Below are 25620 nucleotides of genomic sequence, written 5' to 3'. Positions count from 1 at the left end.
TCAACGCTCAATCGAGACGCGGTTGCAGATCGGGATATCCACTGTCTCGAGCGTCGTGACGGCGTCGCCGCTGTTCGAGCTTCCCGGATGCACGATGATGCGCTCGATCCGGTGAATCAATTCCAGCACGCCGTCCTCGCCGTTCTCGACCGGCTGTGCGGCCTTGCCCCAGCCGCGATCGAGGATGGCGTTGGCCGCCGAGACGCGCGCCGCGGGCGTTGCATCCTCGCTGCGCATGATGCCGACGAGCACCCTGATGGCGGTTCGGGTGTGGCTGCGCGCAAGCGAGCGGATCTCGGTCAGGTTGCGCGGGCGCGACGCCTTCGCTCGCGGGGGCAACCGAAGCGGTGCAGGCTCAAGCTCACCTTCGATGATGTCCTCGCTCACGAGAACGTCTCCCACAGCACGATGGCAACGAGGCCCGCGAGGGCCAGCGATATCAGATAGGCGGTCATCGTTTCTCCTCGAAAGCAATATGCGCGGCAGATCGCGCGAAGAGCGCGATCGTTTCGGGCGCGAACCCTATCTCCGGTCCCGGAGACCGCAGCGGCGCAGGCGATGCCCAGCGCCGCGGGCCGGCACGTTCGCGCGTGCACGGCCAGCAATAGGTTCGGACGACGGCGCGCCGATCGGCGCTCTCTCAACGCGTTATCAAGCGAGTGCGTGGCCGCAATGCGCCGCCGCCGTCCGATTCCAAAATCGAGAACGAAAAAACCCGCGGCGGATCGCGTTCCGCGCGGGTGAACCAAACTCGTCTCGATGATGGCATTATGCCGGTGTTTTGCCCGACGTGTCAAAACCTTCCGCTGAATTGAAAAAGCCCGCCGCGGATTGCGTCCCGCGCGGGCCATCTCAAACTCGTTTCGATGATGCCATTCTGCCAGTGTTTTGCCCGACGTGTCAAACGAACGAATTCGCACGAGCCGCGTTGGACAATCAGGAGCGACCGGCCATGACCATCAAGACGACCTCACCCGGCACATCGCAAGACGAGACGTTGCGAGATCGTCCGGGCTCGAAGCCGCGCATCGACAAGGAACGCGCCACGCAGCAGGCGATCGTCGAAGATGCCGACGTGACGGCGGACGACGGCCGCGATCTCGCGCATGGCGAGGGCGGCAGCATCGATCTGCCTACACAACCCGGCGATTTGGCGAAGGACGATTAGCCCGCGGCACAAGCGGCGCGCATCTCGATGATGCCATTGTGCCGGTGTTTTGCCCGACGTGTCAACGCGCCGAACAGGCGAGAGCCTCATCTCCCACCTCGATATGTGGTGCGCAAGGGGCTTGCTTCAAGCCCCCGGTGATCGCGTAAGACCCCTCGGCCTGAACAACCAGTCGAGGGGTCACGACATGCCTTTCCCGCTTCCGACGTCACGCTCGCGCGGCCGAACCAGCGCGGAACGCGCAACTGCCGCCGGCCATCAGGTTGTCATCGCCGGCGCCGGCCCGACCGGCTTGATGCTGGCCGCCGAGCTCGCGCTGGCTCAAATCGACGTCGCAATCGTCGAGCGGCGCGCGAGCCAGGACATCGTCGAGACGCGCGCCGGCGGACTTCACGCGCGCAGCATCGAGATCCTCGATCAGCGCGGCATTGCCGAGCGCTTCCTGCGCGAAGGGCAAATCACCCAGCTCGCCGGCTTCGCCTGGACCAGGCTCGACATCGGCGATCTCCCCACCCGCCATCCTTACGGGCTCGCGCTGCGGCAGAACCAGATCGAGCGCCTGCTGGCCGAATGGGCCTCCGAGCTCGCGGTGCCAATTTATCGAAACCGCGAAGTGACGGACTTTGCGGAAGACGCGAGCGGCCTCGACGTCACGCTGTCCAGCGGCGAGCGCTTGCGCGCGCTTTACCTCGTCGGCTGCGACGGCGGCCGCAGCCTGGTGCGCAAGGTCGCGGGCATCGACTTCCCCGGCTCAGAACCTTCGCTCAGCAACCTCATGGCCGAGGTCGAGATGCGCGAGGAGCCCCCATTCGGCCTGCGTCACGACGCGCTCGGCTTTCACGGCCTCAGCAAGACCGAGAGCGGGCGCGTGCTGGTCGTGCTGACGGAGGCACAGCTCGCGCAGGGTGGCGAGCCCTCGTTGCGCGATCTCAGCGCGGCGCTCGAAGCCGTGTACGGCACCGATTTCGGCGTGCAAAATCCCGCCTGGATCTCCCGCTTCACCGACGCGGCGCGGCAGGCCGCGTCCTATCGCAGGGGCCGCGTGCTGCTCGCCGGCGATGCCGCGCACATTCATCATTCCGTCGGCGGCCAGGGCCTCAACCTCGGTGTGCAGGACGCGGTCAATCTCGGCTGGAAGCTGGCGCAGGTGGTCAGGCGCATCTCGCCCGAGAGCCTGCTCGGCACCTATCACAGCGAGCGTCATCCCGTGGCCGCGCGCGTCCTAAAGAACACCATGGCGCAGATCGCCCTGCTCCGCCGCGGCGACGACGGCCGCAAGGCCGCGCGCGAGGTGATCGCCGAGCTGCTCGCCATGGACGAGCCGCGCCGGCGCTTTGGTGCGATGATGAGCGGGCTCGACATCGCTTACGACCTCGGCGAAGGCCACGCGCTGCTCGGCCGCCGCATGCCCGATCTCGATCTCGTTGCGGGCGGGCGGAAGCTACGATTGCTCACGCTGCTGCACGGCGCGCGCGGCGTGCTGCTCAATTTCGGCCAGCGCGGCGGCCTGGACATCACGCCCTGGGCGGATCGCATAGGGATGGTCGATGCCGATTGCGACGGCGACTGGCAGCTTCCGGCCATCGGCGCGGTCGCCGCGCCGCGCGCGGTGCTGGTGCGGCCGGATGGGCACGTGGCCTGGGTGGGCGAGGAGAGCCAGCGCGGACTTGCGGAGGCGCTGACGCGGTGGTTCGGGCCGGGTGGCGCGTAGGGCGCGAACGTCTCGTGCGCCGTCAAAACAAGCAAGCCCTCGGCAGATCCGCGGGCTTGTTCCGAACTTTTCGATGATGCCATTCTGCCAGTGTTTTGCCCGACGTGTCAAACGACCACTCTCGCTCCACTACACAAACGTCATTGCGGCGGAAGCAAAGGCCGTATCCAGCGCGAGGACCATTCCTCGCCATCATCGCGCGGATGGAGGGAGCCGTCCACTCCGAAGATCTGTGGAGGAATGAGATAACTCGGCTCGTCTGCAAACACGCCGATCGGCTTGCTGGGTTGCGGCTGCTGGCCGCGAGCGGCCGGGATAGTCCAATTGCCATACCGATCGTCGAATGCGGTAGACGGCAGATACGGGACTGGCGCACTGCCCGATATAAACACGTTGCCCGCGTTCGTCTCATTCACACGGGCGAGACGCCGGACATCTTCGGGCGCGACTGATGCGCTTAAGCGCGAGACTCCTGATTGAAGCGCTTGCGGCTGCTCAGTTGGTCCCTCAGAGGTCTCGTCCTGATTTCCGCGGTGCCCCATCGCCAAGGGCGTTGCGATCGTTTTGGCATCTTCGTTCGACCAAGGGCCCGCATTCAAGCCGCCAACATAGCTGCTCGTCTGGTCGCGATTGAATGGATCATATGCGGGCGCTCCGGTGGAGAACACTCCTCCGTCGCCAGTCCCAGCAGTTGCCAGCGTCGGTACGCTAGCAGCTAGCCCAGCGACCCCTACCCGAGCCCAGAGAGGCAAGAATTGTGGCGCTAACACCGCAGCCGCAGCAAGTCCCGCTCCCATGTAGAGGCCAGCCGGCGGCGTTGCATGAGACGGAGCGCCAGGGTCCAATATCGGTGAGCGTTCGGAGAATGGAAGGGGCCAACCGGTTGCTGGATCATACTTGAGCACTAAAGGATCCTCGGCCACCCCAGTAGTAGGAGGTAGTTGTCCAAAGCCTCGAGGATTGGTCGCCGGAAATCCCGGCAACCCGTACGTGATAAGCGGATTGCTAGGCGTAAATCCTTCCGGTTCGTTGATTCCCTCAAGCGACGGCGGAATAAAACCTGGCAAACGCGTATTGACGAAGGGCGGCACCAGGCCCGGAAGATCGGGGACAGGTCCGACGTTGGTAAATTGCAGCGAGATAGGAGAGCCTTTCGGCGAACGCTTCAGGATTGCGATCCTCTCTGCCATGCTGAGACCGCTGGTTGGAGAGAGAAGCGGAAAGTCCAAGGCCGCGTCCGCGCGACCGGCAGCGAGGAATTGGTCCACTGTCTCCTGCATCTCCCGGATCTGCGTCTGATGATCGGCGGCGTATGCTCTCCAGTTGTCGAACCATTGCTTGTTCACCGCATTTGCGTTTTCGGTGGTCATTCCCGTAGGAGTATTGGCAAATAGATGACCGCTCGCCAGCGCGTACTTGGCGGCCGCCACGAGTGCGTTTACGTCCGACACCAGCTCATCGAGCTCATGCGAGTCACCCGCGAGAGCCGCCGCGTACCTCGGAGATTCTTCTACCGTCTTAAGGTAGTCGCCGAACCCCTGATGATACGCCCCGAGATGGCCTCCAGTATGAGGGCTCGCACCCAGATCGCTTGCCGCCGATTGTACGGAGGGCAAACTCATACGATTTCGAGTTGCGTCAACTTCGAACCGTCCACGTAAAAAGCGGACGACCGGGTGGTCGGCGAAATGCTGAAGTAAAATGTGGTGATTTTGAAACATGAAATTGCGGCTCCTGCCGTGCGCCGGCATCCGAGCTGCTCCTGAATGCAGCCGGCGTTCTGGTTTGAATGCTGTTTAGATGGCCTGCACGGGGGAGGCCGGCCGCTGGATTTGCGGGTTGTATCGTCCGACGTGCCGGTAAACGTTGTGGCACGAAGCTGTTGCCGACGTCGGCATCTGCCGGAAGGCTTCGGGACAGCGGAGCGCTTGGCTACATCACGTAGATCGGGGGAATCCCCCGCGCCAACAACACGCAAGCACCTTCGGACGCGGGCGGTTCACGTGCGTTGATAGATCATTGAGTCTTGGGAGACTTTCGACGGTATCTCAGTGCGCTACGTCTGGGATCAACCCCAATTGATGTAGGGATTTCCGAATCTTAGACCTTTCAGGCCTGCAGCCTTACAAGCATCCTTCATTGCTTGACTACAAACAACTTTGTTCAAAAAGCGGGCTCGGAAGATATGAGCCGAACCGATGACCTCTTCGCGAAAGACGAACGTGGAATCCATCGCCGTGCCGACATACCGCCTGAAATCAGTCCCATCTTCCAGGACTTTGAAGTTCGACTTCTCCTCATCGATGACATCGAGCTCACGGACGATGTCGCAGAGCCAATATACCGGTGCTTCTCCTCTCAACGACCGCGTTTCGCATCTCAGAAAAGCAACCCCCTCTCTGTCCACCGACTCGAGAACGTTTTTCATTCGATCGGACACGAGCCAAAAGTCGTGAAATGGCTCCCAGTCGGCCGGCGGCCGCCCGAGAGATCTGGCGATCAGCAGCCGCGGCGTTTCTAGGAGCGGAGGAAAGCTTCGCTTGCCTCGTGGTGAATACAGCACGGGGCCAACGCCCAAGGCGTCGAAATTTTCCATGTTCCAACCGGGCGACGTGCTAACTCTAATATCCCGTTCGAACTTGTATAGCTTTGACGACTTTTTCTTTCGCGCTGCAATACCTGACTCGGGCATCGTTTGTCGCTCCCTTGCCTATCGCTCGGCCCACGGCGCTTCTCAGAGCTTTGAAGTTCTCAAGCCGATTTCTTTGCGCACCATGGACTTGCACGTGGAACAAGGCTTGCGCGCAACAATAAAGCCCGCGGCTTCCCGCGAGCTTGATCGGCCTTTCTCCATGATGCCATTCTGCCAGTGTTTTGCCCGACGTGTCAAAGCGATTTCGAGCAGTGCAACTACCATTCGACACGTGCAAGAAGTTTGGGAGACTAGTGCTCGAATTCATCCGTACAATAGAACACCGGCAGACCTCCAAAAACATCAGAGTTCTTGTAGCGCACTGCAATCCGCTCGCTCGCACTTGCTCCGATCGTATCACCGTCCTTCACCACGTTTCCGTGCTCGATCAGATACACGGAAAGTCCTGCCACCTTGTCGAACAACGCCGGAAGCGCGAGCTTACCGGTCACGAATTCGATCTCGCGGCCGACAAACGCGGACAAGCCCATCGTGATCGCTCCGATCTTCGCACCTGACCGGAACGGAAGAATGTCGACCCATAGTCTAAAGGGATAGTCCGGATACGGTGCGAGCGACCAGCGAGACGCATCGAGCCATAGATCGGCCGGCTGTGCCACCCGGCCCGCCCACACCACGCCGCAACATTCCGGCACGGTGGCAATCAATGCACCGATGACTGCAGTCGTAAGGCGGGCGGCGACCAGCGGCTGCTCAGATTTTCCGAGCAGCGAGACGATAATGTGGCCTTGATGGTTCGTTGCCACAGCCTCGCTTTCGGGCCAAGTTCGCGCAGCGCGCGCCCAAAGCCCCGGATCCTGCGGGATGGGCGCCGGCATCGACATGACCGCAACAAGCTCGTTGCCACAGCGGATGAGCGGCGAATTCGCTTGAGCCGGTTGCAGCTCGTTATCGTCCGGCGCCTCTGCTGCCAATTCCGGATGGCGGGCGTGAAGAACTTTGGCGACTGCTGACATGTCAGGCGTCACCGGTCTGCTCAACAGGACAAAAGAGAGAAGCGAGCTACTCATCAACGACCCCGCAGAAATTCCAGTGTGAGTCAAACTTCGGCTGTTCGCCCAGAGGTTGAAACCCTCTTTAGAACAAATAGGGAACAATGTCAATCGGCGTTTTCCGCGCTCCGGGTGAGCGCAAGATAGAGGGGTTCACGCAACAACAAGAAATACCGCGCGCGCCGTCGCCAGAGCCACACCGGGGCCGCCCTCCCAGGAACAACCGGCAACACACCGCGTTGCACGGCCCATGCACGGATCAATGGCCGATCCCCTGTTGGCGCGCGCCGATGCCGCCCTCCGCGAAGCCGAAGAGCTTCGCCTCGCCCTGACACGTCAACGCGCGTTCGCCCGCGCGATCTGCGCCAACGCCGCCCAAACCCGCACGCTGCAATCCGGCCTCTCGCCGACCGTCGCGATCGCGCTGACGGTCAACGCTCCTCGTTCGGCGTAGCGTCGTCGTCGGCCTGGAGAGGCTCGTGCGTCCTGCGTCCCAGAAACGTATCGGGCGGCGGCTGCTTCAGCAGCTCGCGGCATTCGCGCACGATCCGGCGCATGTATTCGGCCTGCTCGTGGTCGGCAGGCAACGGCCGATAGACTTGCATCGCGGTGCTCCCCTTGCTTTGCAGGCGGGAGCACGCTCGGTCTCTCAGCCACCGACGCCTACGGACGAAGCCTTGGCCGGTGATGCCACATCAACTAACACAGATCGATGTTGTTCAATAGTGCACGCAAGAATCGCGGCGCCGCAAATTGAGTAAGCCACTCAAGATGCTCAAGCTTCGCCCGCGAAAATAAATCAGCGCGCCATATCAAATGATGTGACTCGCCTCTGCCAAAGGCGTAGGGTTAATCATCACCGCAAGGCCCGTGGCAGAGATCGGTGATGAGAACGCCAGTTGCGCTCCCGCCCTACTCTAACGAGGGAGCACGCCCATGCAGAAGCGGCGTCGTTTCAAACACACCACCACCTTGCGCGAGAGACTCGCGGACGAAGCGGAGCGTTGCCGCGAGGAAGCGCGCAAGCTCGCCCCTGGCCCCCGCCGCGACATGCTGCTGCGCCAGGCGCGCCGCGACGAAACCGCCATGCAGATCGATTCCTGGCTGCGCTCGCCCGGCCTGAGGGCGCCGACATGATGCAATATCGCGCTTATCTCATCGGCGAGAACGGTGTCTTCCGCTCCGCCGAAGCGTTCGAAGCCCCGTCCGATTCCTCCGCGCTGGATTTTGCGAAGCGGTTCACGCGGCTCGGCAAGGTCGAGGTCTGGCAGCTCGGCCGGAAGATCGCCGTGCTGGACTCCGAGCAGCTCTGCCCGCCCCTGCCCGAGCCGTCCCGCCCGACGCTGACGCGTCAATGACCGCGTGAGCGCGGCCGCGACTTCAGGTCTTCGATCTGGAAGCAGAACTTCACCTGCATGACGGGACCGCTGGCATCGCGCACGTCGATCGCCAGCTCCCGCCGGTCGCCGGTGAGCGGCGCGGAGAGCAGCGCATCGCGCGCGAGGTCAGCGACCGACTTGGCGGCCTCGGCCTGAACGGCACGCGGGCTCGACAATTCCAGCCCCTCCTCGTCCAGCGCAATTCCCTTGTCGTCGCGAAGGTCGAAGTAGTATCGGGCCATGAGTGCAATCCTTTGCCCTATAGGCCGAAGCACGGACAAAGGTTTCCGGCGGGACTAAAAAATCTCTTGGGATCCAATGGGTTCCGGGAACAGGGGGCCGATCTGCGACCGGCCCGCCTATTCCTCCGCAAGCTTGCGCTCGATGTAGGCGTCCACCGTCTCGGCGAACGAGCGCTGCACGCCGACCGCCACATCGTGCTGGTCCAGCGCATCGCGTTGAAGCACGCGCAGGCCCCGCCCGCGCATGCTCGCGGGTGCGGTGTTGAGGTACTGGTCGATGGCGCCCTTGGCAAGCGGGATGGCCTTGGGATCGCCCCTGGCGATCAGGAGCCTGAGCAGGCTCTGGCATTCGGCCAAACCGGGCATGGCGTCACTCACCTCTGCTGGGATTTCGGCTTCGGCCGCTCTGCCTTCTGGGTGTGGGTGCCAAACAGCGCCAGCAGCAGCGCGACTTCTTCCTTCGAACCGATCTGGATCATGATTGTCTCTCCGTTTCGCTTGGTTGGTCGGCCCCGGCGGGCGCCGAGTTCAGGACGATCTGGTTTCAGCACTGTTTCAGGCGTGTTTCGTCGTCGCCGTGGGCTTGGCAGAAAAGGAAAAGCCGCCCTGAGGCGGCCAGTTTCAGACTTTCCTTTTTCGGTTATTTCTTGAGGGCGTCAGAGGCGTCCCGCGCTGCGTCCTTTACATTCCCAGCGACGTTGTGGGCGGATCCCTTGGCCTTATCCATCTCGCCTTCGGCTTCGAGGTCCTTGTCCCCGGTAAGCTTGCCAGCCCCCTCTTTGATCGCGCCTTTTGCCTTGTCAGCGGCGCCCTTCACATGTTCACGGTCCATGATCGTTATCCTCCTTGTCTAGAAGACGAGCACAACGAAAACGCTGCGCTGTCGTTCCTGCGAGACGCGCACCACACGAAGAACGGTCGATTGCGATGTCCATGAGCTGTTTACGCAGCTTGTACTTGTTGCTCGCCGCGGGTGTGCAAAAGTGGACAGACAGGGCCGTTGAGGTTTGGTTTAGCTCCTGCATTGGACTTGCAATTCTTACTTGCGATCGGCCCGGACGCTCACACTCCGGGTTTTTCGCTTGGCGTCCTAATCCGCCTTGAGCGTGAAGCAGACACCGACCCGCTGACCGAGTGTTGACGAGTCCACGCCCCCAGCACGCGCTATTTGCCGCGCCTCTGCGTGACGCCGCGCAGCGCGATGCCGTGCTGCCAGGCCCGCACCCGCACCGCCGCTTCGCTCCGGTTGAGCTCTGCGGCAATTTCGTCGGGGCGGCGTCCGGCTTCAGCCAGCGCTTTCAGCCGCTCATGCTCGTCCGCCGTCCACCTCTTCAACAAGGGATAGCGTGATTGCATGGTTGGAGCGGCTCACCCGTCGTTCAAAGCGCTGGCGACAATCCACCCGGACGGACCAAGTTCCTATCTGGCCGCGCGTGGCGGACCGACACTAACAGCGGCTTGGTAAGCTGAACTTTGCAAAAATTAAGCCCGCGACGGATCGCTCCGCGCGGGCATTGTTTCGAGCGCAGGCTCGGGTGAGACCTTCGCTCAGTGCATCAGTTCGAGGTGCAGACCTTGACGGTCTTCATGCCGGCCTCGGCTTCCGCCCTGGTCTTGTACACGGTGTCGCCGCTGACGACCGTCGTTTCCGTGGTCGTCGGCTTCGACTCGGTGATGGTGCACTTCTTGGTCTTGACGTCCTGCACAACGTAGAACGATTGCGCAAACGCGGGAGCCGCAACCGACGTCAGCACGGCGGCGGCAATGATTGCTTTGAAGTTCATCGTGTCCTCCTCCAGCAGCCCGGTCATCCAGGCTTGTCTTCTACAAACCCGACAAATTGCCACTTGTTCCCGATCACCGTCCCGAACCAATTCCGGCGGATTGCGTTGGTGCGCAAACAGGAGGCTTCGATGCTGGACGTGCGGCTGGTGACAACTTCCCTGGCGCTGCTGGTTGCACTGATGAGCGTGGCGCTGGGCGAGCCCGTCAAGGATCAGGCCGCACCTGTGGTTCAAAGCGCCCCCGAAGCCCGCCCCATCCGCGTGATCCTTCCGGCGCCGTGGGAGCCGACCAAGGGCCAGGCCGAGTCAGTGCAATCTTCAAAATAGCAGGTGGCGGACGCATGTCCCTGCGGCCGCGGCGGCAACTCGCTCCTGGTCGTGACCAAAGAGCCGCGACCGAAGAGCCGCAGCAAACTCATCCAAACCAATAGCAACCAATCCGACTCTCACTTGTTGTCGCCCGCACAATCACTTGCAGGAGACAACAACATGAAACATCTGACAATTCTGGCCGCAACCTTGTTGCTGCTTGGTTCGGTGCCCGCGGGCGCTCAGTCGCAGCCGGCGCAAAGCGGGCCGGGCAACAACGCCGTGAACAGTTCCGACCAGAACAACTCCAACGCGCCGGTCGCGGGCCGCAACAGCTTCACCGAGGGACAGGCGAAATCGCGGATCGAGGGCGCGGGCTATTCCAACGTCTCCGGCCTGCAGAAGGACAACGAGGGCGTCTGGCGCGGCAAGGCCGACAAGGCCGGCACCAAGACCGACGTCAGCGTCGACTTTCAGGGCAACGTCAACCCCGCCAAGTAATTTCCGCCAAGTAATTCGCGCAAGTCATCCGCGAGCAAGGAGATCCAGACATGACGACCACCATCTCTCGCCTGTACGACAATTACGCCGATGCCGAGCGGGCCGTGACCCGGCTCGAAAGCGCCGGCGTGCCGCATTCCGACATCAGCCTCGTCGCCAACAATTCGGACAATTGGTACGGCTCACGCTCCGGCAAGGTCGATCGTGACCGCGACGGCACCGATGATCGCGCCGAAGGCGCCGGCACGGGTGCCGGCATCGGCGCTGGGCTCGGCGGCGCCGCCGGCCTGCTCGCAGGCCTTGGCCTCCTTGCCATCCCGGGCCTTGGTCCGGTGGTCGCGGCCGGATGGCTCGCCTCGACCGCGGCCGGCGCGGCTGCCGGCGCGGCCACCGGCGGAATCATCGGCGCCCTGACCGAGGCCGGCGTCTCCAGGGAAGACGCATCGCGTTATGCCGAGGGCGTCCGCCGCGGCGGCACACTGGTGTCCGCGAGGGTGCCGGACCAGGACCGCGCGCGCCTCGATGCGCTTCTGCACGAGCGATCGGTCAACCTTCAGGAGCGCAGCGCCGCATGGCAGAAGTCCGGCTGGACCGACTTCGACGCCGCAAGCCCGCCATTGTCGCCGGAGGATGTCGTCCGCGAGCGCGAACTCTACGGCGTAGGCTCGCGGCGATAGAGCGGCAGAGCTCCGACACGACAAAGGCCCCGCGATGCGGGGCCTTTTTGTCATCGCGACGCCGGCACTCGTTGATGATCTTGCCGGTGTTTTGCCCGACGGGTCAAACTTTATCTCAAATGCCGCAAAGCGGATTGGCCGAAGTGAAATCTCTTCGCCTCATGCTGGGACATGTCGCCTGGACGGGGCAAGCCGGAGAGACCTTCGATGTATTACGTCGCCGCTGCATTGCTGGTGCTGTCGGGACTGTTCTATTCCGCGAGCCGTCATGAGCTCGGCCAATTCGGCGCGGACGTGTGCAGGTATGGCGGCACGTTCTGCGACAACCCGGTGGTTCTCTTCACCGGCGCGGCGCTGGCCGCGGCCTGGGGCATGTTCGTCAGCATCAGGTAGGCCGATGATGGCAATATAGCCCTGTTTTGCCCGACGGAGCAAACTCGACTTAGCATTTTCGGAAATCAGCCGCCCGCTTCGGCAGCGGGAACTTATGGCATTCGATTCGCATTTGCTAAAGACGACGTCCGCACCCGTTCGAGCCCGTTCATGAGCGACAGCGCCCTCACCCCGACGAAATCCGCGCCGACGCTGTTGCAACGGCTGGGGCCCGGCCTGATCACCGGAGCTGCCGACGACGACCCGTCGGGCATCGCCACCTATTCGCAGGCCGGCGCGCAATTCGGCTTCGGTCTGTTGTGGACCGTGTTTCTGACCACGCCGTTCATGATCGCGATCCAGCTCGTCAGCGCGCAGATCGGCCGCGTCACCGGCAAGGGGCTCGCCGCCAACGTCATGCGCGTCGCGCCGCGCTGGGCGGTGCTGGCGCTGGTGTCAATGCTGGTCGCTGCGAACACGTTCAACATCGCCGCCGACATCGCCGCGATGGCCGAGGCGCTCTCGCTCGTCATCGGCGGCCTCAACCACGAGCACGCGCTGATCTTCGCGGCCGGCTCGACCCTGCTGCAGGTGTTCGTGCCCTATCGCCGCTATTCGCCGGTGCTGAAATTCCTCACGCTGGCGCTGTTCGCCTATGTCGCGACCGCCTTCACGGTGCAGATCCCCTGGAGCACGGCGCTGCTCGCCGCGGTGTGGCCGAAGCCGAACGTCAGCGCCGACTATCTCCTGATGGTCGTCGCCGTGCTCGGCACCACCATCAGCCCCTATCTGTTCTTCTGGCAGGCCTCGCAGGAGATCGAGGAGATGAACCAGGGCGAGCGCGACAAGCCGCTTCGCCAGCTCAAGCGCGGCGGCGATCACGAGCTCGACCGCATCAAGACGGACACCATCTCCGGCATGCTGCTCTCGAACGGCATCGCCTTCTTCATCATCCTGACCACCGCATCGGTCCTGCACGCCAACGGCATCACCAATATCGGCTCGGCGACGGAAGCGGCCGAAGCGCTGCGGCCGCTGGCCGGCGATTTCACCTTCGCCCTGTTCGCGACCGGCATCATCGGCACGGGCCTGCTCGCCATTCCCGTGCTGGCGGGCTCGGCGGCCTATGGCGTTGCCGAGATCTTCGGCTGGCGCGCCACGCTGGAGGCCAAGCCGGACGAGGCGGCCGGCTTCTACACCATCATCGCCGCGGCAACCCTGATCGGCTTCGGCCTCGGCTTCACCGGCATCGACTCGATCAACATGCTGGTGTGGAGCGCGGTGCTCAACGGCATCGTCGCCGTCCCCATCATGGCGATGATGATGCTGATCGTCTCGAACCGCACCATCATGGGCCGCTTCAGGGCCCGCTCCTGGCTGATCGCGCTGGGCTGGCTCGGCACCGCAGTCATGGCGCTCGCCGTTCTCGCCTTGCTCGGCTCGTCGGTGATCGGCTGACGCAAGGCCTGCTTCGGACGCGCTGCCGCGCCGCATCTCTGCATCTTCCCGCCGCCCCGCGCTTGGCTTAACAATGCGGTCCGGGCCCGGCTCAAGATCGGGCGACAAGAAAAGCCCGGCCGGGCGACAGGGAGCGACATGACCAAATCTTCAAAAGCAACGAGCCTCGAGATCCTCGCCTGCGATGCCGGCTGGAGAAACTATCATTTCGTCAAGCTGACGACCGAGGACGGCATCGTCGGCTGGAGCGAATTCGACGAAGGCTTTGGCTCGCCCGGCGTCGGCGCCGCGATCCAGCGCCTCTCGGCGCGGGTCATCGGGCAGAACGTCTTCCAGCACGAGCGCATCTTTGCCGAATTGTTCGCGGCGACGCGTCCTGCGGCCGGCGGCGTGGTGGCGCAGGCGTTAGGGGCGATCGAGAATGCGCTGCTCGATGCCAAGGCGAAATCGCTCGGCGTCCCCTGCTATGAGCTGCTCGGCGGCAAGGTCCGCGACCGCGTCAGGGTGTACTGGTCGCATTGCGCCACGTGGCGCATCAATCACCCGTCCTGGTACAAGCCGGCGATCGAAACTCTCGACGGCGTCAAGGCGATGGGGCGCGAGGTGCGCGAGAAGAAGTTCACCGCACTCAAGACCAACATCTTCTCCTATGACGAGGGCAAGCCGACCGGCTGGCGCCCCGGCTTCGGCTCGCCCTTCGCGCCCGAGATCAACGTCGACCGCAAGATCCTGCGCGACCTGCACATGCATCTGGAAGCGATCCGCGACGGCGCCGGCCCCGACGTCGACATCCTGCTCGACTGCAACTTCAACGCCAAGACCGAAGGCTACTTGAAGATCCTGCGCACCATTGCCGACCTCGACATGTTCTGGGTCGAGATCGACAGCTTCAATCCGGAAGCGCTCGCCTACATACGCAAGCAAAGCCCGCACCCGATCTCGTCATGCGAGACGCTGCTCTCCTTGCGTGAATTCCTGCCCTACTTCCACGCGCAGGCCATGGATGTCGCGATCATCGACACGCCCTGGAACGGCGTCTGGCAGTCGATGAAGATCGCCGCGGCGGCCGAAGCCTTCGAGGTCAACGTCGCCCCGCACAATTTCTACGGCCATCTCTGCTCGATGATGAACGCGCATTTCTGCGCCGCGGTGCCGAACCTGCGCATCATGGAGATCGACATCGATCGTCTGTCCTGGGATCGCGAGCTGTTCACGCACGAGCCGGAGATCGAGAACGGCCATCTCATCATCCCGAACCGGCCCGGCTGGGGCACCGAGCCGAACGAGGAAGCCTTGCGGGCTCATCCGCCGAAGACGAGTGGCGGGCTCCTCAACTACGGCCGCAAGAGCTGAGAGGCTAAAGCATGATCCGGAAAAGTGTCTAGCGGTTTTCCGAAAAGATCATGCTCAAACGATAACCTAAAGCGCGATGACGATTCATCGCGCTTTACGGCGTCACGGGATTGACGGTTGGAGACGTCTTCGGCCGCTGCGGCTCGATCGGCGATTTCGGATCGGTCGGGAGCACCAGGGCGCCAGCGGCCCGTGCCGCTTCGCCCGTGGTCGCGTACATCGCGACGTGGGCCGGCTGTGTCTTGGCCCGGCTCCACGGGCCGTGGTCGACGATCAGCATGGCCGCAATCGTCACGCCCGCCACGATCAACGCCATCACGCCGGGGTGACGCAGGGCTCTGGACATTGAGTAGGCGAAGCGACCATATGTCATCGAAGGGTCCGCAATCTTCCTATCGCAGGTTAATTCGGTCGAGCCCCCTCCGGTTCCCCTACTGTTGCAGCTCGTAGCGTTGGGCGATGCCGCGCCGGTCGTGGCCTCGCGCGAGGCGACGGGGTTGCTGGGAGGAGTTCCCGGCTCGGGCACTCCGGGCGCAAGCTCTATCCCTCGCACACGACGCGCAAAACCGTCACGATGGTCGCCGAGATGAGACATGAAATCGCAAGCAGGGTCCAACTCGGCCTCGTGCTCGTGCGGGCCACGCGGACAACGAGCATCTTCATGCACGTCAACATTCATCCCTGGGAAGGCGGTGCAGGTAGGCTATCCCGAAAGAGGCGAGCTCTTCGGTATCGCTTGGGTGCTCTTCCCACCTCCTCTGCAGATGGCGTTCCAGCAGACAGCGCCTTGTGTCGTGCGCGGCGACCTCGGGGTGCCGCGCCCGGTACACCGTCCAGGCGGTGTCCGCGGCGTTCTTCAAGACCATGTCGTCGTCCATGCCTGCTCTCCGGAAATCCGAACTCGTGGCGTCCCAACTTAAGGACAGGCTCCAAAGTTTCCGGTTTTTCCCGGTATTCGACCCTTTAATGATTCAGGGGCGATTTGATCGGATTCTTTCTCGGCGCGCCGCGCGCCGGCTCGGGGCAGTCCCGAACCTCTTGGAGGCATTTGGTCGAACTGATGGGAACGGCGGGCGTCGCCGTCCAGGCCCGAATTCTCGGTGACGCCGTCCCGACGCCGAGCACCCATTGGCGTCGTTACCGGCCAGCAGCAACCATTGCTTATTCTTCCCGTTATTCCCTAAGGCAATGTGATGTGAGAGGTATGTTGATGAAGAAGATTGCAATGTCAGCCCTGATGGCCGGCGCTCTGGGCCTGAGCTCGATCGCAGCAACGTCTCCCGCCGAAGCCCATTGGCGAGGTTGGGGACCTGGCATCGCCGGCGGCCTGGTCGCAGGCGCCGTCATCGGTGGCCTTGCCTCCTCCGCCTACGGCTGGGGACCTGGCTATGGCTACTATGGCGGTCCCCGCTATTACAGTGCCGGTTACTACGGCGGCCCCTACGCCTACGGCTACGGATACGACGAACCCTATCGATGGGGCGGTGGCTACACCACCACTTACTACACGGCGCCTGTATCCTACGGCTATCGCTATCGCCGCGTCGTGCGCCCCGCCTACGCCTATTACGGTGGGTCCTATCCGGTCGTTCGGCACCACTGGCATCGGCACCACCGCCATTGGTGAGAGCAGCCGATCAGGCGCCACGAGAGCCGCGCTCGACATGGGCGCGGCCTTTCGCTTGCAGGCCAGCGGCCATCACTCGCCTGGTGCGATGGCATTGCTCGGCGTCGGCCGGTCGGTGATCTGCTGACCGAACAGGCTGCCGATCAATTCGACCGCCGTGCGCGCGGTCCGACCGCGTTCGTCCAGGAACGGATTGAGCTCGACGATGTCGACCGATCCGACGACGCCGGAATCGTGCAGCAGCTCCATGATCAGATGCGCCTCGCGATAGGTGGCGCCACCCGGCACGGTGGTGCCGACGCCCGGCGCCACGGAAGGATCGAGGAAATCGACGTCGAAGCTGACATGCAGCACGCCATTGCTCGCCTTGACCCGTTCGATGACGCGGCGGATCAGGACGGCCACGCCGAACTCGTCGATCTGACGCATGTCGACGATCCTGATCCGGCGCGTGCGCATCAGCTCTTTCTCGAGCTTGTCGATCGAACGCGCGCCGAACAGATCGAGCTTGTCCGGGCCGATCGAGGCGCGTGGATCGTCGCCGAGCAGGCCGTCGAGCCCGGGCTCGCCGCACAGGAACGCGGCTGACATGCCGTGCATGTTCGCGGTGATCGTCGTCTCCGGCGTGTTGTAGTCGGCATGGGCGTCGAGCCAGAGAACGAACAGTTCGCGGCCGCGCTCCTGCCAATGCCGCGCCATCGCATTGACCGACCCCATCGACAGCGTGTGGTCGCCGCCGAGAAAGATCGGCAGCGCACCTGATGTCGCGATCTCATAGCCTTTGCGGCTGAGGACGCGCGTCCAGCGCTGGATCTCGCGGTAATGATTGGCCTGTTCGGGCGGCCTGTCGGTGAGGTCCCGGACTTCGGCTATGGACAGATCGCCATAATCGACGACCTCGAAATCAAGACTTTCCAGCAATGTCGCAAGGCCGGCGGTGCGCAGCGCCGCAGGCCCCATCAAGGTGCCGCGCTGCGAAGCCCCCATGTCGATGGGAGCGCCAAGCAAGGCGATGTGCCGGGCTCGATCCGTCATGGTCCGGTCGGTCACGGCTGTCTCCTGACGTCAGCAAGGTTCACCCAGCCTAACAGAGATTCGCACCCGTCGTTTCCCGGGGAGCGCGCAAGCCGCCGGCATATCATCCGGAACAAAATCCCCTGCGCTGAATTGCTCATCCAAGGCCGGCACCCGCCGTCAATCACGGCGCCTGTCGCGGATAGCCAAAGGTCACCAGACCCGCTGTTCAAAACGAGCGCTCGCGCGGATAGCCAAAGGTGCCGGCTTCGATCATCACGCCAGGAGGTCGCGTCCTTGAGCACGGAGATACCGCAATCCTCGTCCCAGCCCGGCATGGCCGAGCGTGCCATCGATACGGCCGCGGACGTCTCCCGCACCATTGGTGAAGTCGCCGGAGGCCTGCACGCAGCGGTCGATCGCCTCACCTCCGCAGTCGAGGAATCGCGCAAGCCCGGCGGGGCACTCGCGACGGTTTCCGCGATCACGCGCGAAGCACCGCTTGCCAGCCTGTTCGTCGCCTTCCTGTTTGGCGTCGCGGTGGCGCGCCGGCGGTAGCTGTTCTGCGATCGCCCTCTGGGTGAAACCGTCCTGCGTCAGGCCTGGCTCGGCGCTGCGGTCCGGCCTCGGAGCCGATCTACGTCAGAGCCAAGCGGAGTGCTACTTTTACCAACGAAAGGTCAGCGCCACAGAGTGTGGCGCCAGCATCGCCTTATACGGTCGAGAACGGCTAATCTAGCTGATGCTTCACGAAAGCGGCACTTGCGTGAAGCTGCTCGCCCCCGACGAAAATCTCCTCGCTTTATAATAGGAACGTCTCCGTTCCGGATGCTTTCCGGAAAGCAACGAGCCGGAGCTCCGCCAACAGTGCCGTGCTGCTGTTCACTTGCAGGGCAAGCCCGACGGATCGGCCCGCTATGCCGAGCACGTCAATTGCTACGTCCGCAATGGCGCGGAATATCCCAGCCTTGCCGCCCTGCTCCGCGCGATCGAGGCCGAACACGCTTATAACGAGACGTGATATGTAGGTGGTCCTCAGAACAGTCCCTACGCTCTTCTTCACTGGCTCAGATCAGACCCACGATCATCAAGACTCCGATCTCAATCATGAGGAGCGTAGCCGTTGCCGCGCAGATGAGGAACAAATCACCTAATGACAGGTGCATGATTTGCCTCACAATTTGCCCTAGAAGCGGCCCTTACATCCTTGGAACGGGGCGACAGGGCGGGATGATGGGGCCGCTTCTAGGAGGTCCTTGACGCGTTCATCCGGCGCCAAGCGGCCCTCATTCTAATCCAAATTTAAATCTCGTCCAGCATTTAATTCATTTAAAATTGCGTATTATATTAATATTTAATTGCGCCAGGACTTGAACGATGCAGTCCGCTGGGGAATTAGTTTCTTTACGGCGAGCTATCTATCTGCCCGAGCATGCGAGGGACACAAGCTGTGGCTGGCGACAGCCGGCAAGCAAGCCTCCTCGGGGCCTGACTGGATCCAAGACGATGACCGAATGCTGGCATGCGTGACAACGAGCGCGTGCGGCTGCTCTCTCTCGCAATGGCACCGAGGGACCAAGCGGTACCTGGATCGATGAGGCGGCTCTGAAGAATCGCCACAAGGAACCAGCCCGGCGCCAGTGCAGTGCTCTGCGGGCACAAGCAGCTTTAATCTGCCCGGCGCATGAGATTGGCTTCGGCGAAAAGCGGTGGCGAGCGGGAACGTTGAGACGGAGCTGAGGTTGATCGAGAAAGAAGAGATTGGCGGCGCCAGCTGAGCACACTGATGGACAAGACCTTCGTCTATGATGCGTTGAGGCAGGTCGAGCGAGGAGAACGACGCCTTGCAGAGCAAGAGAGAGCGATCCTTCAGTTGAAGCGGGAAGGAAAGGATACCGCTACCGCTGAAATAGAGTTGGACACATTGCGCAGAGCCCAGCGTGTTCTTGATCAGGACCGACAACGCCTCCTTTCGCTGCTACAGCCTGGAACGGGTGACGGCATTCGACGCCTCTGTGCGTTAGAGCATGATCCGGAAAAGTGCGTAGCGGTTTTCCGATAAGATCATACTCAAACAATAACCTAAAGCGCGATGACGATTCATCCTAATCGCATCGCGCTTTGGTGCATCGTGAAAATCGCTGCGGAGCCAAAGCTGACGCGAACCAATGTCCCCCAACCCTGTTGTCTGCGACCGCCCCCTAGTGAGACCATCCTCCGTCAGGACTGGCTCGCGCTGCGGTTCGGTCCCGGAGCCGAGTACCGAAGGCACTATTCGTCGCATTGCCGCGGTGGCACCTGCCAACGGTAGACTTCACCTTGAAGGGTCGAATGCTGAGCGCGGCTCGCGCAAGCGTCCGCCGATTGCGTTCGCGATGTCGCCGTGCTTTAGGCAGCAGCACGGCCGCTTGAGCAACTTGCCAACGCGAACAGCCTAACGTCTGCCGTGGGGTCATAAGCGCGCTTCACGCGCGAGCCGCCCCTTTCCTTGGCACGAATAGCCAGCGCAGGCAGATCATCGCCTTATGCGTAAACGCCGCGCAGTCGTTTGAGGGTGCGTTCTGTCAGAAAGCCGGAAAGCCGGGACGGGTCTGCTGGTGGATTAGTCTTCTTGTTTCTCGCCTGCGCTTCTTCCATCGGAGCTTTTCGAGCGCTCTTCGAAACGATCAGCGCCCTTAGCTAGATCCTGCCCCATCTTGCTCTCGGTTTTTTCTTCCTCCTTGGAAGCTGCTTCGCGCAAGCCTTCAGCGGCCCGTTCCCCTGTTTTTGATGATTTTCGTTCGTCGTCCATTTTGGCTCCTCCCTCATCAAGATGCTTGCCAAGAAACCGCTGGTCCTCAGCTGGGATGGACAACGTTCCAATTAGATCGCCTGAACATGGTTCCAAGTTCCGCGGGCTCTCAGTCGGATCGCGTGCGACTCCGTCGAATACCGTGATAGAGTAATCACGAAAGCAGAAGCGGTTGTTCGGAGTTTCCAATGAAAGCCAAGTGGGCTCTCTTTGTGAGCTTCTTTCTCGTGATCGTTCCGGGCTATCCCGCAGCCCAACCGGTGGAAGTGCTTTGGCTTGGGCACGCAACGACCCGCATCACTAGTGTCGCCGGCAAAGTGATAGTGATTGATCCCTTCCTCACCAGAAACCCGAAGACGCCGCCTGAGTACCGGGACTTGAAGGCGATTGGAAAAGTGGACCTGATCCTAGTGACGCACGGCCACCAGGATCATATTTCCGATCTCCTCGATCTGGCACGTCTGACGGGCGCCAAGGTTCTTGCCAATTACGAGTTCGGACGAAATCTTGTCGCGCTGGGTCTCCTTGAAGAGAACAACGTTATTGCCATGAATAGGGGCGGCATGGCCGAGCCGCTCGGCCGGGGCGTCAAGATCCATATGGTGCCGGCCGATCACAGCTCGTCGCTCGACTACAATATTCTCGGCATAAGGAACCCTGACCAGTCAGCATCCATCCGGCAAGGCGGAGGGGCCGGAGTTTCCGTTGGCTACGTGATTGAGATGGAGAACGGCTTCAAGGTCTACCACACGGGCGACACCAGCGCCTTTGGCGACATGGCGCTCATTCGGGAGCTCCACAACCCGGACCTCGCGCTGGTGTGCATCGGGGGCTTTTTCACCATGGGGCCTGACGAAGCCGCTTACGCGGTTCGGGAGCTGATCAAGCCGAAAGCGGTGATACCAATACACTACGGCACCTTTCCGGTGCTGAACCGAACCCCGGCCGAATTCAAGAAAGCTTTAGGATCTACTAGTGTCCAGGTCTTGGACGTCGCCCCAGGTCAGGTAATGAGATTTTGAGGCCGCTAATCGGGCACGTTGGCGAGTCTAAGGCCCGTCGCCATACGTTCCCAATCCGCTGAATCCTTGAAGGGATACCAGAAAGCAGTTCCTCGAATGGAGAGTGGGTCTAGTCCCTGTCGATTCTTCTCGGCCAACGAAAAGATCCGTTCAGCGTCCGCTTTCCGGCCCAAATGGCCGTAGGCGGCGAGAAGCACACGATAAGCCCATCGGTCGTCTGAATTGAGAGCGATAGCCCGCTCCAAGCTTGCCGCTGCACTTTGAAATTGCTCCAACCCGAATTGGGCCAATCCGAGTTCATAAAAGTAAGAAGGTGGGGAGAATGGATTGAGCCGCATGCCATGGAGGACGAGCTCAAGAGCCTTGGCCGGCTGACCGGCTAAGCTCAACGCTCCAGCGAGCGCGACGTAGGCGTTCGCGTCGTTGGGATCCATGCTGATTGCTCGCTCTCCCTCTTTGATCGCCTTCTCGTGCATTCCTTGCTGAGACAGAATGGCCGAAGCGACCTGATGATTGAGGGAAATCGGAGACTGTTGTGCTTTTGTGATGTACTCTTCAGCCTTCAAGCGCGCATCGTGCACCGATCTTAGCCCGAACCTCTCTTCCTGCCATTGTCTCCTTGCAATCTGCCAGTATGTGGCCGCGAGCGCAGCAAAAGCACGAGAGTAATTCGGCTCGATTTCGATCGCTCGCTCGAAGTGGCCGATCGCCTCGCGCGCGGCCTTCGGATTCTGCTGAAGGTACCTGTTCCAACCCTTCAGGAATTCGTCGTAGGCCACCGGGTTTTCGGTGCGCTTGGTGGCGATTTGCCCCTGCTCCTTGGATGTCAACTGAACCGCCAATGTTCGCGTGATCTTGCCGGCGATTTCATCTTGCAGCCCGAAAACATCTCCCATCGCGCCCTCGTAGCGATCTGCCCAGAGCTGCCCGCCGCTCGCCGCATCGACCAGTCGAACGTTGATGCGAATCCGGTCCGCGGCTCGGCGCACGCTGCCTTCCACCACGTAGCGGACCCCGAGATCCGCAGCGGCCTTTCGCACGTCCACGGCAGTGTTCTTGAAGGTAAAGGTGGAGTTGCGGGCGACGACGAAGAGTCCGGCCACTTTGGAAAGCTCGTTGATCACATCATCGGTAATCCCATCCGAGAAGTATTCTTGGGCTTTGTCGTCGCTGAGATTGGAGAACGGCAGCACGGCAACTGAGGGTTTGTCGGACCGCACCGGGGTGCTGTCGCCCGCGTTCTGCACCCCGCCTCGCTGCTGGGCCCCCATCCACCACACGGCTCCGCCCGCGCTCGCAACCACCAGGGAAGCGACGGCGATCGCAGCAAGGGCAATGCTTCGCGCCCGCTGCGACGCGCCATCGTGCGCGGTCGGGTCGGCGAAGCCCGTCCGCGCCGAACCCAGGCTCTCGCTCGAAACAGCGTAGGCCTGGACCGCTCGGTCGATGTTCTTGAGTTTTTTAAGACCCAGATTCTTGAAAGAGAATGGGAGCGCCTTGTGGACCTGCTCGTAGACGGCGCCCGAGATGCACACGCCCCCTGGCTCGGCGACTTCTTGGAGCCGCGCGCCGACATTGACCCCATCTCCAAGCAGATCTCGCCCGCGCGCTACGACATCCCCCACGTGAATACCGATCCGGAACTGGACACGCCGGTCTCGAGCGATCTCTCGTCCCATTTCTAGCAGTCGACCCTGGACCGCAACGCCGCATTGAACGGCATCGACCGCGCTCGGGAACTCCGCCAGGACGCTGTCACCCGCAGTGTTGGCAATCCGGCCCCCATGCTCCTCAATGAGAGTGTCCATGACCTCACGCGCGCTGGCGAGGCCTTTCAAGGTGCCAAGTTCGTCCAGGCCTACCAATCGCGAGTAGCCCGCGACGTCCGCCGCAAAAATCGCGGCAAGGTGCCGCTCAACCCGTTGTTCCTGCCGCAGCGGCATCCATCGTCAGCCTTTGGGGTGCCTGGCAATTCTGCAGCTTGAGATGCAAGGTTTCAAGGCACAGCGGGGTACGAAGCGAGGCTTTGGTACGCGAGGGTCGGCTGTCCGGCGAGTCGACGCCACCGCTGACACTTGGACCGGCTTGAATCAGGACTGATGTACTCCGTCCGGACCCCAGTCGCTGACGTCCGACCGGTGATCCGTCGTCAGGCAGGAAAGCCTAGCCGGGTACGTTCGAGTAAGGCCGTGTTGGCTCGGGCAGCTCCTTGTCGTCTGCATTCATTCCATTGCGGCAGGTCGGCTTTGGGTCAAAGGCTGCCATCGGCGGCTCCGGCAACGGTTTCCCCTCAGCCCTCGGAAGCGGACGCTGCGAGCCTAAGAGGCGAAGTCAGCGGTGGCCAAAAGCGGTCATCGGTGCGTTGACCGCATGGCGGGTGAAGACGTGCTAGGTCGTTACCGCACGGAACAGACGCCATTTGTCGGGCACGCCTTTGAGAATGTGGCGGCCGCGCTCCTCAAACGTCAATCCAGAGCCTGCCACGAGATCGCGAACCGTCTGTGAGACCAGAACTTCACCCGGGGCAGCTAGCGCCGCCACACGTGCACCAATATGCACGGCAATGCCAACAATATCGTGAGCGACGAATTCGCACTCGCCGGTATGCAAACCGCAACGGACCTTCAGATCGAGTGGGCGCACCGCGTCGCCGATTGCGCTTGCGCAACGTACAGCGCGCGCAGGGCCATCGAACGTGGCAAGGAAACCGTCGCCGGCGGTATTGACTTCGCGGCCGCGATACTGGCCGAGCACGCCCCGAGCTTTGGCATAGAACGCATCCAGCAGCACGCGCCAGGCGCCGTCGCCGAGAGCGGCCGCGCGCTCCGTCGATCCCGCAATGTCGACAAACAGCACAGTTGCAAGCACCCTGTCCGGCTCCGCTGCTTGCCGATGCCCGGTGACGAACTCTTCGACCTCATTGATAATTGCATCCTGATCGCCAACCCAGACCATATGGTCCTGACCGCTGAGCTCAATCAGTTTGGCGCAAGGAATCTGCTGCGCCATGTAGCGCGCATGCTTCACGTCAATGACGCGCTCATCGGTGCGATGCAAAATCAAGGTCGGCACACGCGTCACGGGTAGGATGTCCCTGACATCGATCTCCCGGTTCATGCGCATGATCGCCGATGCCGCGCCTGGGCTTGCCGAGGCCCTGAAGTAGGCGGCGGTTTGCTCAAGTGCCTGCTTATTGCCAGCGAGGCTAGGCGCCCACATCAGCAAACTCATCGCATCTGCCGAACCCCAATGGTGCTCAATGTCATCGAGGAAAGCGCTCCACTGCGCATCGGTCCATGCGAATGCGTAGTCAGGGGCCCACGAGCGTCGCGCATAAGTGCCACAAAGCACCAGAGCTGACGTGCGTTCGGGATACGTAGCTGCATAGAGCAGCGACATCGGACCGCCCTCGGACACGCCAAACAAGGTGGCCCGCTGAGAACCAACCTGGTCCAGCACCGCCTGCACGTCGTGCATCCGCTGTTCAAGCGTGAAGATCTGGGAACCGCGATCGGACATTCCGGTGCCGCGCTTGTCGAACGTGATGACCCGCGCAAACGTTGCAAGCTTGCGGAAAAAGGAAGCGCGTGCCGGCGATTGCCAGAGCGCTTCGACATTGGAGACAAAACCTGGGACGAACAGCAGGTCGCGCGGACCGTCGCCCATCACCTGATAGGCAATATGGACGTCGTCACTTTTGACATAGTGAGTGGCCGGGATGTCAGCCATGGTGGCCTACTGCGTGACAAACCGCGGGCGCGAGTGTCGCACCTCATTCCGCGTCAGGCTAGCGAAATTCGGTGGAGAATTTGGCTGCCGCCCACCCGTAAGTACCGGGCGACTGGGGAACCAGGTGCGGCCGCGATGTGCGTTTCGGGTCAAACGCGACCGGTCCGGCCGATCTTGCTCACCCTTTGATGTCGGCTTCGTCCCGAAAGCTACCGAGTTGGTGCGGCGATGCAATGTGACACGATGGGCCAATTCCTGAAGTGGACTGTGCCTACTCGATCACCGCGTCGGCACAGTCGAGAAAGAATGCCGGAATCTCGATGCCGAGCAATTTCGCTGTCTTTAAGATTGTTGGTAAGCAAGCATTTGGTGGGCTGCTCCGGTCATTGAAAGTTTGCGGTTCACGGGTCAGGTCAACCACGCATCATAAGATGATCAGAACGAGAGTCGCCCCCGGCTTGGGTCCTCGTTGATTGAGCAGGCGCCGCGCTCAGCTCCCACCAATAGGCTATCGGGCATAAACGCTTCCACTACTCTGCACAGGACCGGGGCGGCGCCCCACGGCGGGGGGCGTCGCCCGACTGCTGTCAGATCGTCACGCGGCTGCCGTCGAAGCGCGTGAAGGAAAAGCCGTCGAAAGGTTCGCGGAGGGTCATGCGCTCGTCCCGCAGCATGCCGATAGCCACTTCTTCGCCGATCGCCATTGAGGCCGAAGCGTCGGAACGCCAGTGGATGCCCGCCCAATTCCGTCCGAAACCGAAATTCACCGCGAGCTTGT

The 25620-nt window shown here is 62.1% G+C and carries 32 protein-coding genes and 1 pseudogene; 15 read left to right on the top strand and 18 right to left on the bottom strand.

The genetic code is table 11. The annotated features are described in order from the left end of the window. Together I6F36_RS24725 and I6F36_RS24720 are read right to left on the bottom strand one after the other, a co-directional pair. Positions 1-339: a hypothetical protein gene (locus I6F36_RS24725; protein WP_225172432.1), complete on the bottom strand. Its 339-nt coding sequence runs from the start codon at positions 337-339 to the stop codon at positions 1-3. A 44-nt stretch (positions 340-383) separates the two neighbouring features. Beyond that, positions 384-851: a hypothetical protein gene (locus I6F36_RS24720; RefSeq protein WP_225172395.1), complete on the bottom strand. Its 468-nt coding sequence runs from the start codon at positions 849-851 to the stop codon at positions 384-386. Between the two features lie 101 nt (positions 852-952). On the opposite strand from I6F36_RS24720, the gene I6F36_RS24715 reads away from it, so the two are divergent. Together I6F36_RS24715 and I6F36_RS24710 are read left to right on the top strand one after the other, a co-directional pair. Continuing rightward, complete coding sequence (locus I6F36_RS24715; protein ID WP_225172394.1) at positions 953-1168, top strand: hypothetical protein; 216 nt, start codon at positions 953-955, stop codon at positions 1166-1168. Positions 1169-1355: 187 nt separating this feature from the next. Continuing rightward, positions 1356-2879 carry an FAD-dependent monooxygenase gene (locus I6F36_RS24710; protein ID WP_225172393.1) on the top strand — a complete coding sequence of 508 codons (1524 nt, stop codon included), beginning with the start codon at positions 1356-1358 and terminating at the stop codon, positions 2877-2879. Between the two features lie 140 nt (positions 2880-3019). Here I6F36_RS24710 and I6F36_RS24705 read toward each other — a convergent pair whose 3' ends face one another. The 3 genes from I6F36_RS24705 to I6F36_RS24695 form a co-directional block, all read right to left on the bottom strand. Then, positions 3020-4630 (bottom strand): hypothetical protein, encoded by a 1611-nt coding sequence (locus I6F36_RS24705; protein WP_225172392.1) that lies wholly within the window; start codon positions 4628-4630, stop codon positions 3020-3022. A 317-nt stretch (positions 4631-4947) separates the two neighbouring features. Continuing rightward, positions 4948-5571: a DUF1629 domain-containing protein gene (locus I6F36_RS24700; RefSeq protein ID WP_057028650.1), complete on the bottom strand. Its 624-nt coding sequence runs from the start codon at positions 5569-5571 to the stop codon at positions 4948-4950. A gap of 251 nt (positions 5572-5822) precedes the next feature. After that, positions 5823-6548, bottom strand: a complete 726-nt coding sequence (locus I6F36_RS24695) for a DUF4261 domain-containing protein (protein ID WP_225133182.1) — start codon at positions 6546-6548, stop codon at positions 5823-5825. Positions 6549-6846: 298 nt separating this feature from the next. Here I6F36_RS24695 and I6F36_RS24690 point away from each other — a divergent pair, with 298 nt between their 5' ends. Continuing rightward, a complete protein-coding gene (locus I6F36_RS24690) occupies positions 6847-7038 on the top strand; it encodes a hypothetical protein (RefSeq protein ID WP_225172391.1) in 192 nt (63 codons plus the stop codon). Here I6F36_RS24690 and I6F36_RS24685 read toward each other — a convergent pair. Then, positions 7016-7189, bottom strand: coding sequence for a hypothetical protein (locus I6F36_RS24685; RefSeq protein WP_225172390.1), 174 nt, complete (start codon positions 7187-7189; stop codon positions 7016-7018). The two genes, I6F36_RS24690 and I6F36_RS24685, sit on opposite strands and share 23 nt — an antisense overlap. Positions 7190-7520: 331 nt before the next feature. Between I6F36_RS24685 and I6F36_RS24680 the strand changes: the two genes are divergently transcribed. After that, positions 7521-7721, top strand: a complete 201-nt coding sequence (locus I6F36_RS24680; protein WP_225172389.1) for a hypothetical protein — start codon at positions 7521-7523, stop codon at positions 7719-7721. Next, the gene (locus I6F36_RS24675; RefSeq protein ID WP_225133183.1) at positions 7718-7942 is read left to right on the top strand and encodes a hypothetical protein; all 225 of its coding nucleotides are present in this window, start codon (positions 7718-7720) and stop codon (positions 7940-7942) included. Before I6F36_RS24680 ends, I6F36_RS24675 begins: the two co-directional genes overlap by 4 nt. Here the strand turns inward: I6F36_RS24675 and I6F36_RS24670 are convergent. The 5 genes from I6F36_RS24670 to I6F36_RS24650 form a co-directional block, all read right to left on the bottom strand. Further along, positions 7936-8205 carry a hypothetical protein gene (locus I6F36_RS24670; protein ID WP_057028648.1) on the bottom strand — a complete coding sequence of 90 codons (270 nt, stop codon included), beginning with the start codon at positions 8203-8205 and terminating at the stop codon, positions 7936-7938. The genes I6F36_RS24675 and I6F36_RS24670 overlap by 7 nt on opposite strands. Positions 8206-8322: 117 nt before the next feature. Beyond that, positions 8323-8571 carry a hypothetical protein gene (locus I6F36_RS24665; protein WP_225133184.1) on the bottom strand — a complete coding sequence of 83 codons (249 nt, stop codon included), beginning with the start codon at positions 8569-8571 and terminating at the stop codon, positions 8323-8325. Positions 8572-8845: 274 nt separating this feature from the next. Then, the gene (locus I6F36_RS24660; protein ID WP_057028646.1) at positions 8846-9037 is read right to left on the bottom strand and encodes a CsbD family protein; all 192 of its coding nucleotides are present in this window, start codon (positions 9035-9037) and stop codon (positions 8846-8848) included. A gap of 332 nt (positions 9038-9369) precedes the next feature. After that, complete coding sequence (locus I6F36_RS24655; protein WP_036007637.1) at positions 9370-9561, bottom strand: Myb-like DNA-binding domain-containing protein; 192 nt, start codon at positions 9559-9561, stop codon at positions 9370-9372. A 200-nt stretch (positions 9562-9761) separates the two neighbouring features. After that, the gene (locus I6F36_RS24650; RefSeq protein WP_036043993.1) at positions 9762-9989 is read right to left on the bottom strand and encodes a hypothetical protein; all 228 of its coding nucleotides are present in this window, start codon (positions 9987-9989) and stop codon (positions 9762-9764) included. Positions 9990-10052: 63 nt separating this feature from the next. Here I6F36_RS24650 and I6F36_RS24645 point away from each other — a divergent pair, with 63 nt between their 5' ends. The 6 genes from I6F36_RS24645 to I6F36_RS24620 all read left to right on the top strand — a co-directional run bounded on the left by I6F36_RS24645 (position 10053) and on the right by I6F36_RS24620 (position 14659). Beyond that, on the top strand, positions 10053-10316 hold the full coding sequence (locus I6F36_RS24645) for a hypothetical protein (protein ID WP_225172388.1): 264 nt from the start codon (positions 10053-10055) through the stop codon (positions 10314-10316). A gap of 162 nt (positions 10317-10478) precedes the next feature. Then, the gene (locus tag I6F36_RS24640) at positions 10479-10799 is read left to right on the top strand and encodes a hypothetical protein (RefSeq protein WP_225172387.1); all 321 of its coding nucleotides are present in this window, start codon (positions 10479-10481) and stop codon (positions 10797-10799) included. Between the two features lie 50 nt (positions 10800-10849). Beyond that, a complete protein-coding gene (locus tag I6F36_RS24635; RefSeq protein WP_036028865.1) occupies positions 10850-11476 on the top strand; it encodes a hypothetical protein in 627 nt (208 codons plus the stop codon). Positions 11477-11683: 207 nt separating this feature from the next. Beyond that, positions 11684-11869 carry a hypothetical protein gene (locus tag I6F36_RS24630; RefSeq protein WP_036007759.1) on the top strand — a complete coding sequence of 62 codons (186 nt, stop codon included), beginning with the start codon at positions 11684-11686 and terminating at the stop codon, positions 11867-11869. 150 nt (positions 11870-12019) lie between these two features. After that, the gene (locus tag I6F36_RS24625; protein WP_225145332.1) at positions 12020-13306 is read left to right on the top strand and encodes an NRAMP family divalent metal transporter; all 1287 of its coding nucleotides are present in this window, start codon (positions 12020-12022) and stop codon (positions 13304-13306) included. Positions 13307-13444: 138 nt separating this feature from the next. Next, positions 13445-14659, top strand: coding sequence for a mandelate racemase/muconate lactonizing enzyme family protein (locus I6F36_RS24620; protein ID WP_074448219.1), 1215 nt, complete (start codon positions 13445-13447; stop codon positions 14657-14659). A 94-nt stretch (positions 14660-14753) separates the two neighbouring features. On the opposite strand, the gene I6F36_RS24615 is transcribed toward I6F36_RS24620, so the two are convergent. Together I6F36_RS24615 and I6F36_RS24610 are read right to left on the bottom strand one after the other, a co-directional pair. Next, the gene (locus I6F36_RS24615; protein ID WP_036028856.1) at positions 14754-15032 is read right to left on the bottom strand and encodes a hypothetical protein; all 279 of its coding nucleotides are present in this window, start codon (positions 15030-15032) and stop codon (positions 14754-14756) included. A gap of 295 nt (positions 15033-15327) precedes the next feature. After that, the gene (locus tag I6F36_RS24610; RefSeq protein ID WP_036007651.1) at positions 15328-15537 is read right to left on the bottom strand and encodes a hypothetical protein; all 210 of its coding nucleotides are present in this window, start codon (positions 15535-15537) and stop codon (positions 15328-15330) included. A 332-nt stretch (positions 15538-15869) separates the two neighbouring features. Here I6F36_RS24610 and I6F36_RS24605 point away from each other — a divergent pair, with 332 nt between their 5' ends. Continuing rightward, entirely contained in the window at positions 15870-16286 is a 417-nt protein-coding gene (locus I6F36_RS24605; RefSeq protein ID WP_063888446.1) for a hypothetical protein, read from the top strand. 72 nt (positions 16287-16358) lie between these two features. On the opposite strand, the gene rocF is transcribed toward I6F36_RS24605, so the two are convergent. After that, complete coding sequence (gene rocF / locus I6F36_RS24600; protein ID WP_225145330.1) at positions 16359-17336, bottom strand: arginase; 978 nt, start codon at positions 17334-17336, stop codon at positions 16359-16361. A 261-nt stretch (positions 17337-17597) separates the two neighbouring features. Between rocF and I6F36_RS24595 the strand changes: the two genes are divergently transcribed. Both I6F36_RS24595 and I6F36_RS39720 read left to right on the top strand, forming a co-directional pair. Beyond that, positions 17598-17858, top strand: coding sequence for a hypothetical protein (locus I6F36_RS24595; protein ID WP_036007657.1), 261 nt, complete (start codon positions 17598-17600; stop codon positions 17856-17858). A 328-nt stretch (positions 17859-18186) separates the two neighbouring features. Then, positions 18187-18321 carry a hypothetical protein gene (locus tag I6F36_RS39720; protein WP_260343353.1) on the top strand — a complete coding sequence of 45 codons (135 nt, stop codon included), beginning with the start codon at positions 18187-18189 and terminating at the stop codon, positions 18319-18321. A gap of 1581 nt (positions 18322-19902) precedes the next feature. Here the strand turns inward: I6F36_RS39720 and I6F36_RS24590 are convergent. Next, a complete protein-coding gene (locus I6F36_RS24590) occupies positions 19903-20091 on the bottom strand; it encodes a hypothetical protein (RefSeq protein ID WP_225145328.1) in 189 nt (62 codons plus the stop codon). Between the two features lie 188 nt (positions 20092-20279). Here I6F36_RS24590 and I6F36_RS24585 point away from each other — a divergent pair, with 188 nt between their 5' ends. After that, on the top strand, positions 20280-21113 hold the full coding sequence (locus I6F36_RS24585) for a metal-dependent hydrolase (RefSeq protein WP_050992072.1): 834 nt from the start codon (positions 20280-20282) through the stop codon (positions 21111-21113). A gap of 5 nt (positions 21114-21118) precedes the next feature. On the opposite strand, the gene I6F36_RS24580 is transcribed toward I6F36_RS24585, so the two are convergent. From I6F36_RS24580 to I6F36_RS24570, 3 genes and pseudogenes are all read right to left on the bottom strand, one after another. After that, a complete protein-coding gene (locus I6F36_RS24580; protein WP_225172386.1) occupies positions 21119-23056 on the bottom strand; it encodes an adenylate/guanylate cyclase domain-containing protein in 1938 nt (645 codons plus the stop codon). A 445-nt stretch (positions 23057-23501) separates the two neighbouring features. Continuing rightward, on the bottom strand, positions 23502-24842 hold the full coding sequence (locus I6F36_RS24575) for an adenylate/guanylate cyclase domain-containing protein (RefSeq protein ID WP_036046399.1): 1341 nt from the start codon (positions 24840-24842) through the stop codon (positions 23502-23504). Between the two features lie 587 nt (positions 24843-25429). Beyond that, a pseudogene (locus tag I6F36_RS24570) lies at positions 25430-25620 on the bottom strand (twin-arginine translocation pathway signal protein); the annotation flags it as partial.

The organism is Bradyrhizobium sp. BRP19 (assembly GCF_020194195.1).
Lineage (GTDB): Bacteria > Pseudomonadota > Alphaproteobacteria > Rhizobiales > Xanthobacteraceae > Bradyrhizobium > Bradyrhizobium yuanmingense.
This window is presented reverse-complemented; position numbering and strand designations above follow the sequence as displayed.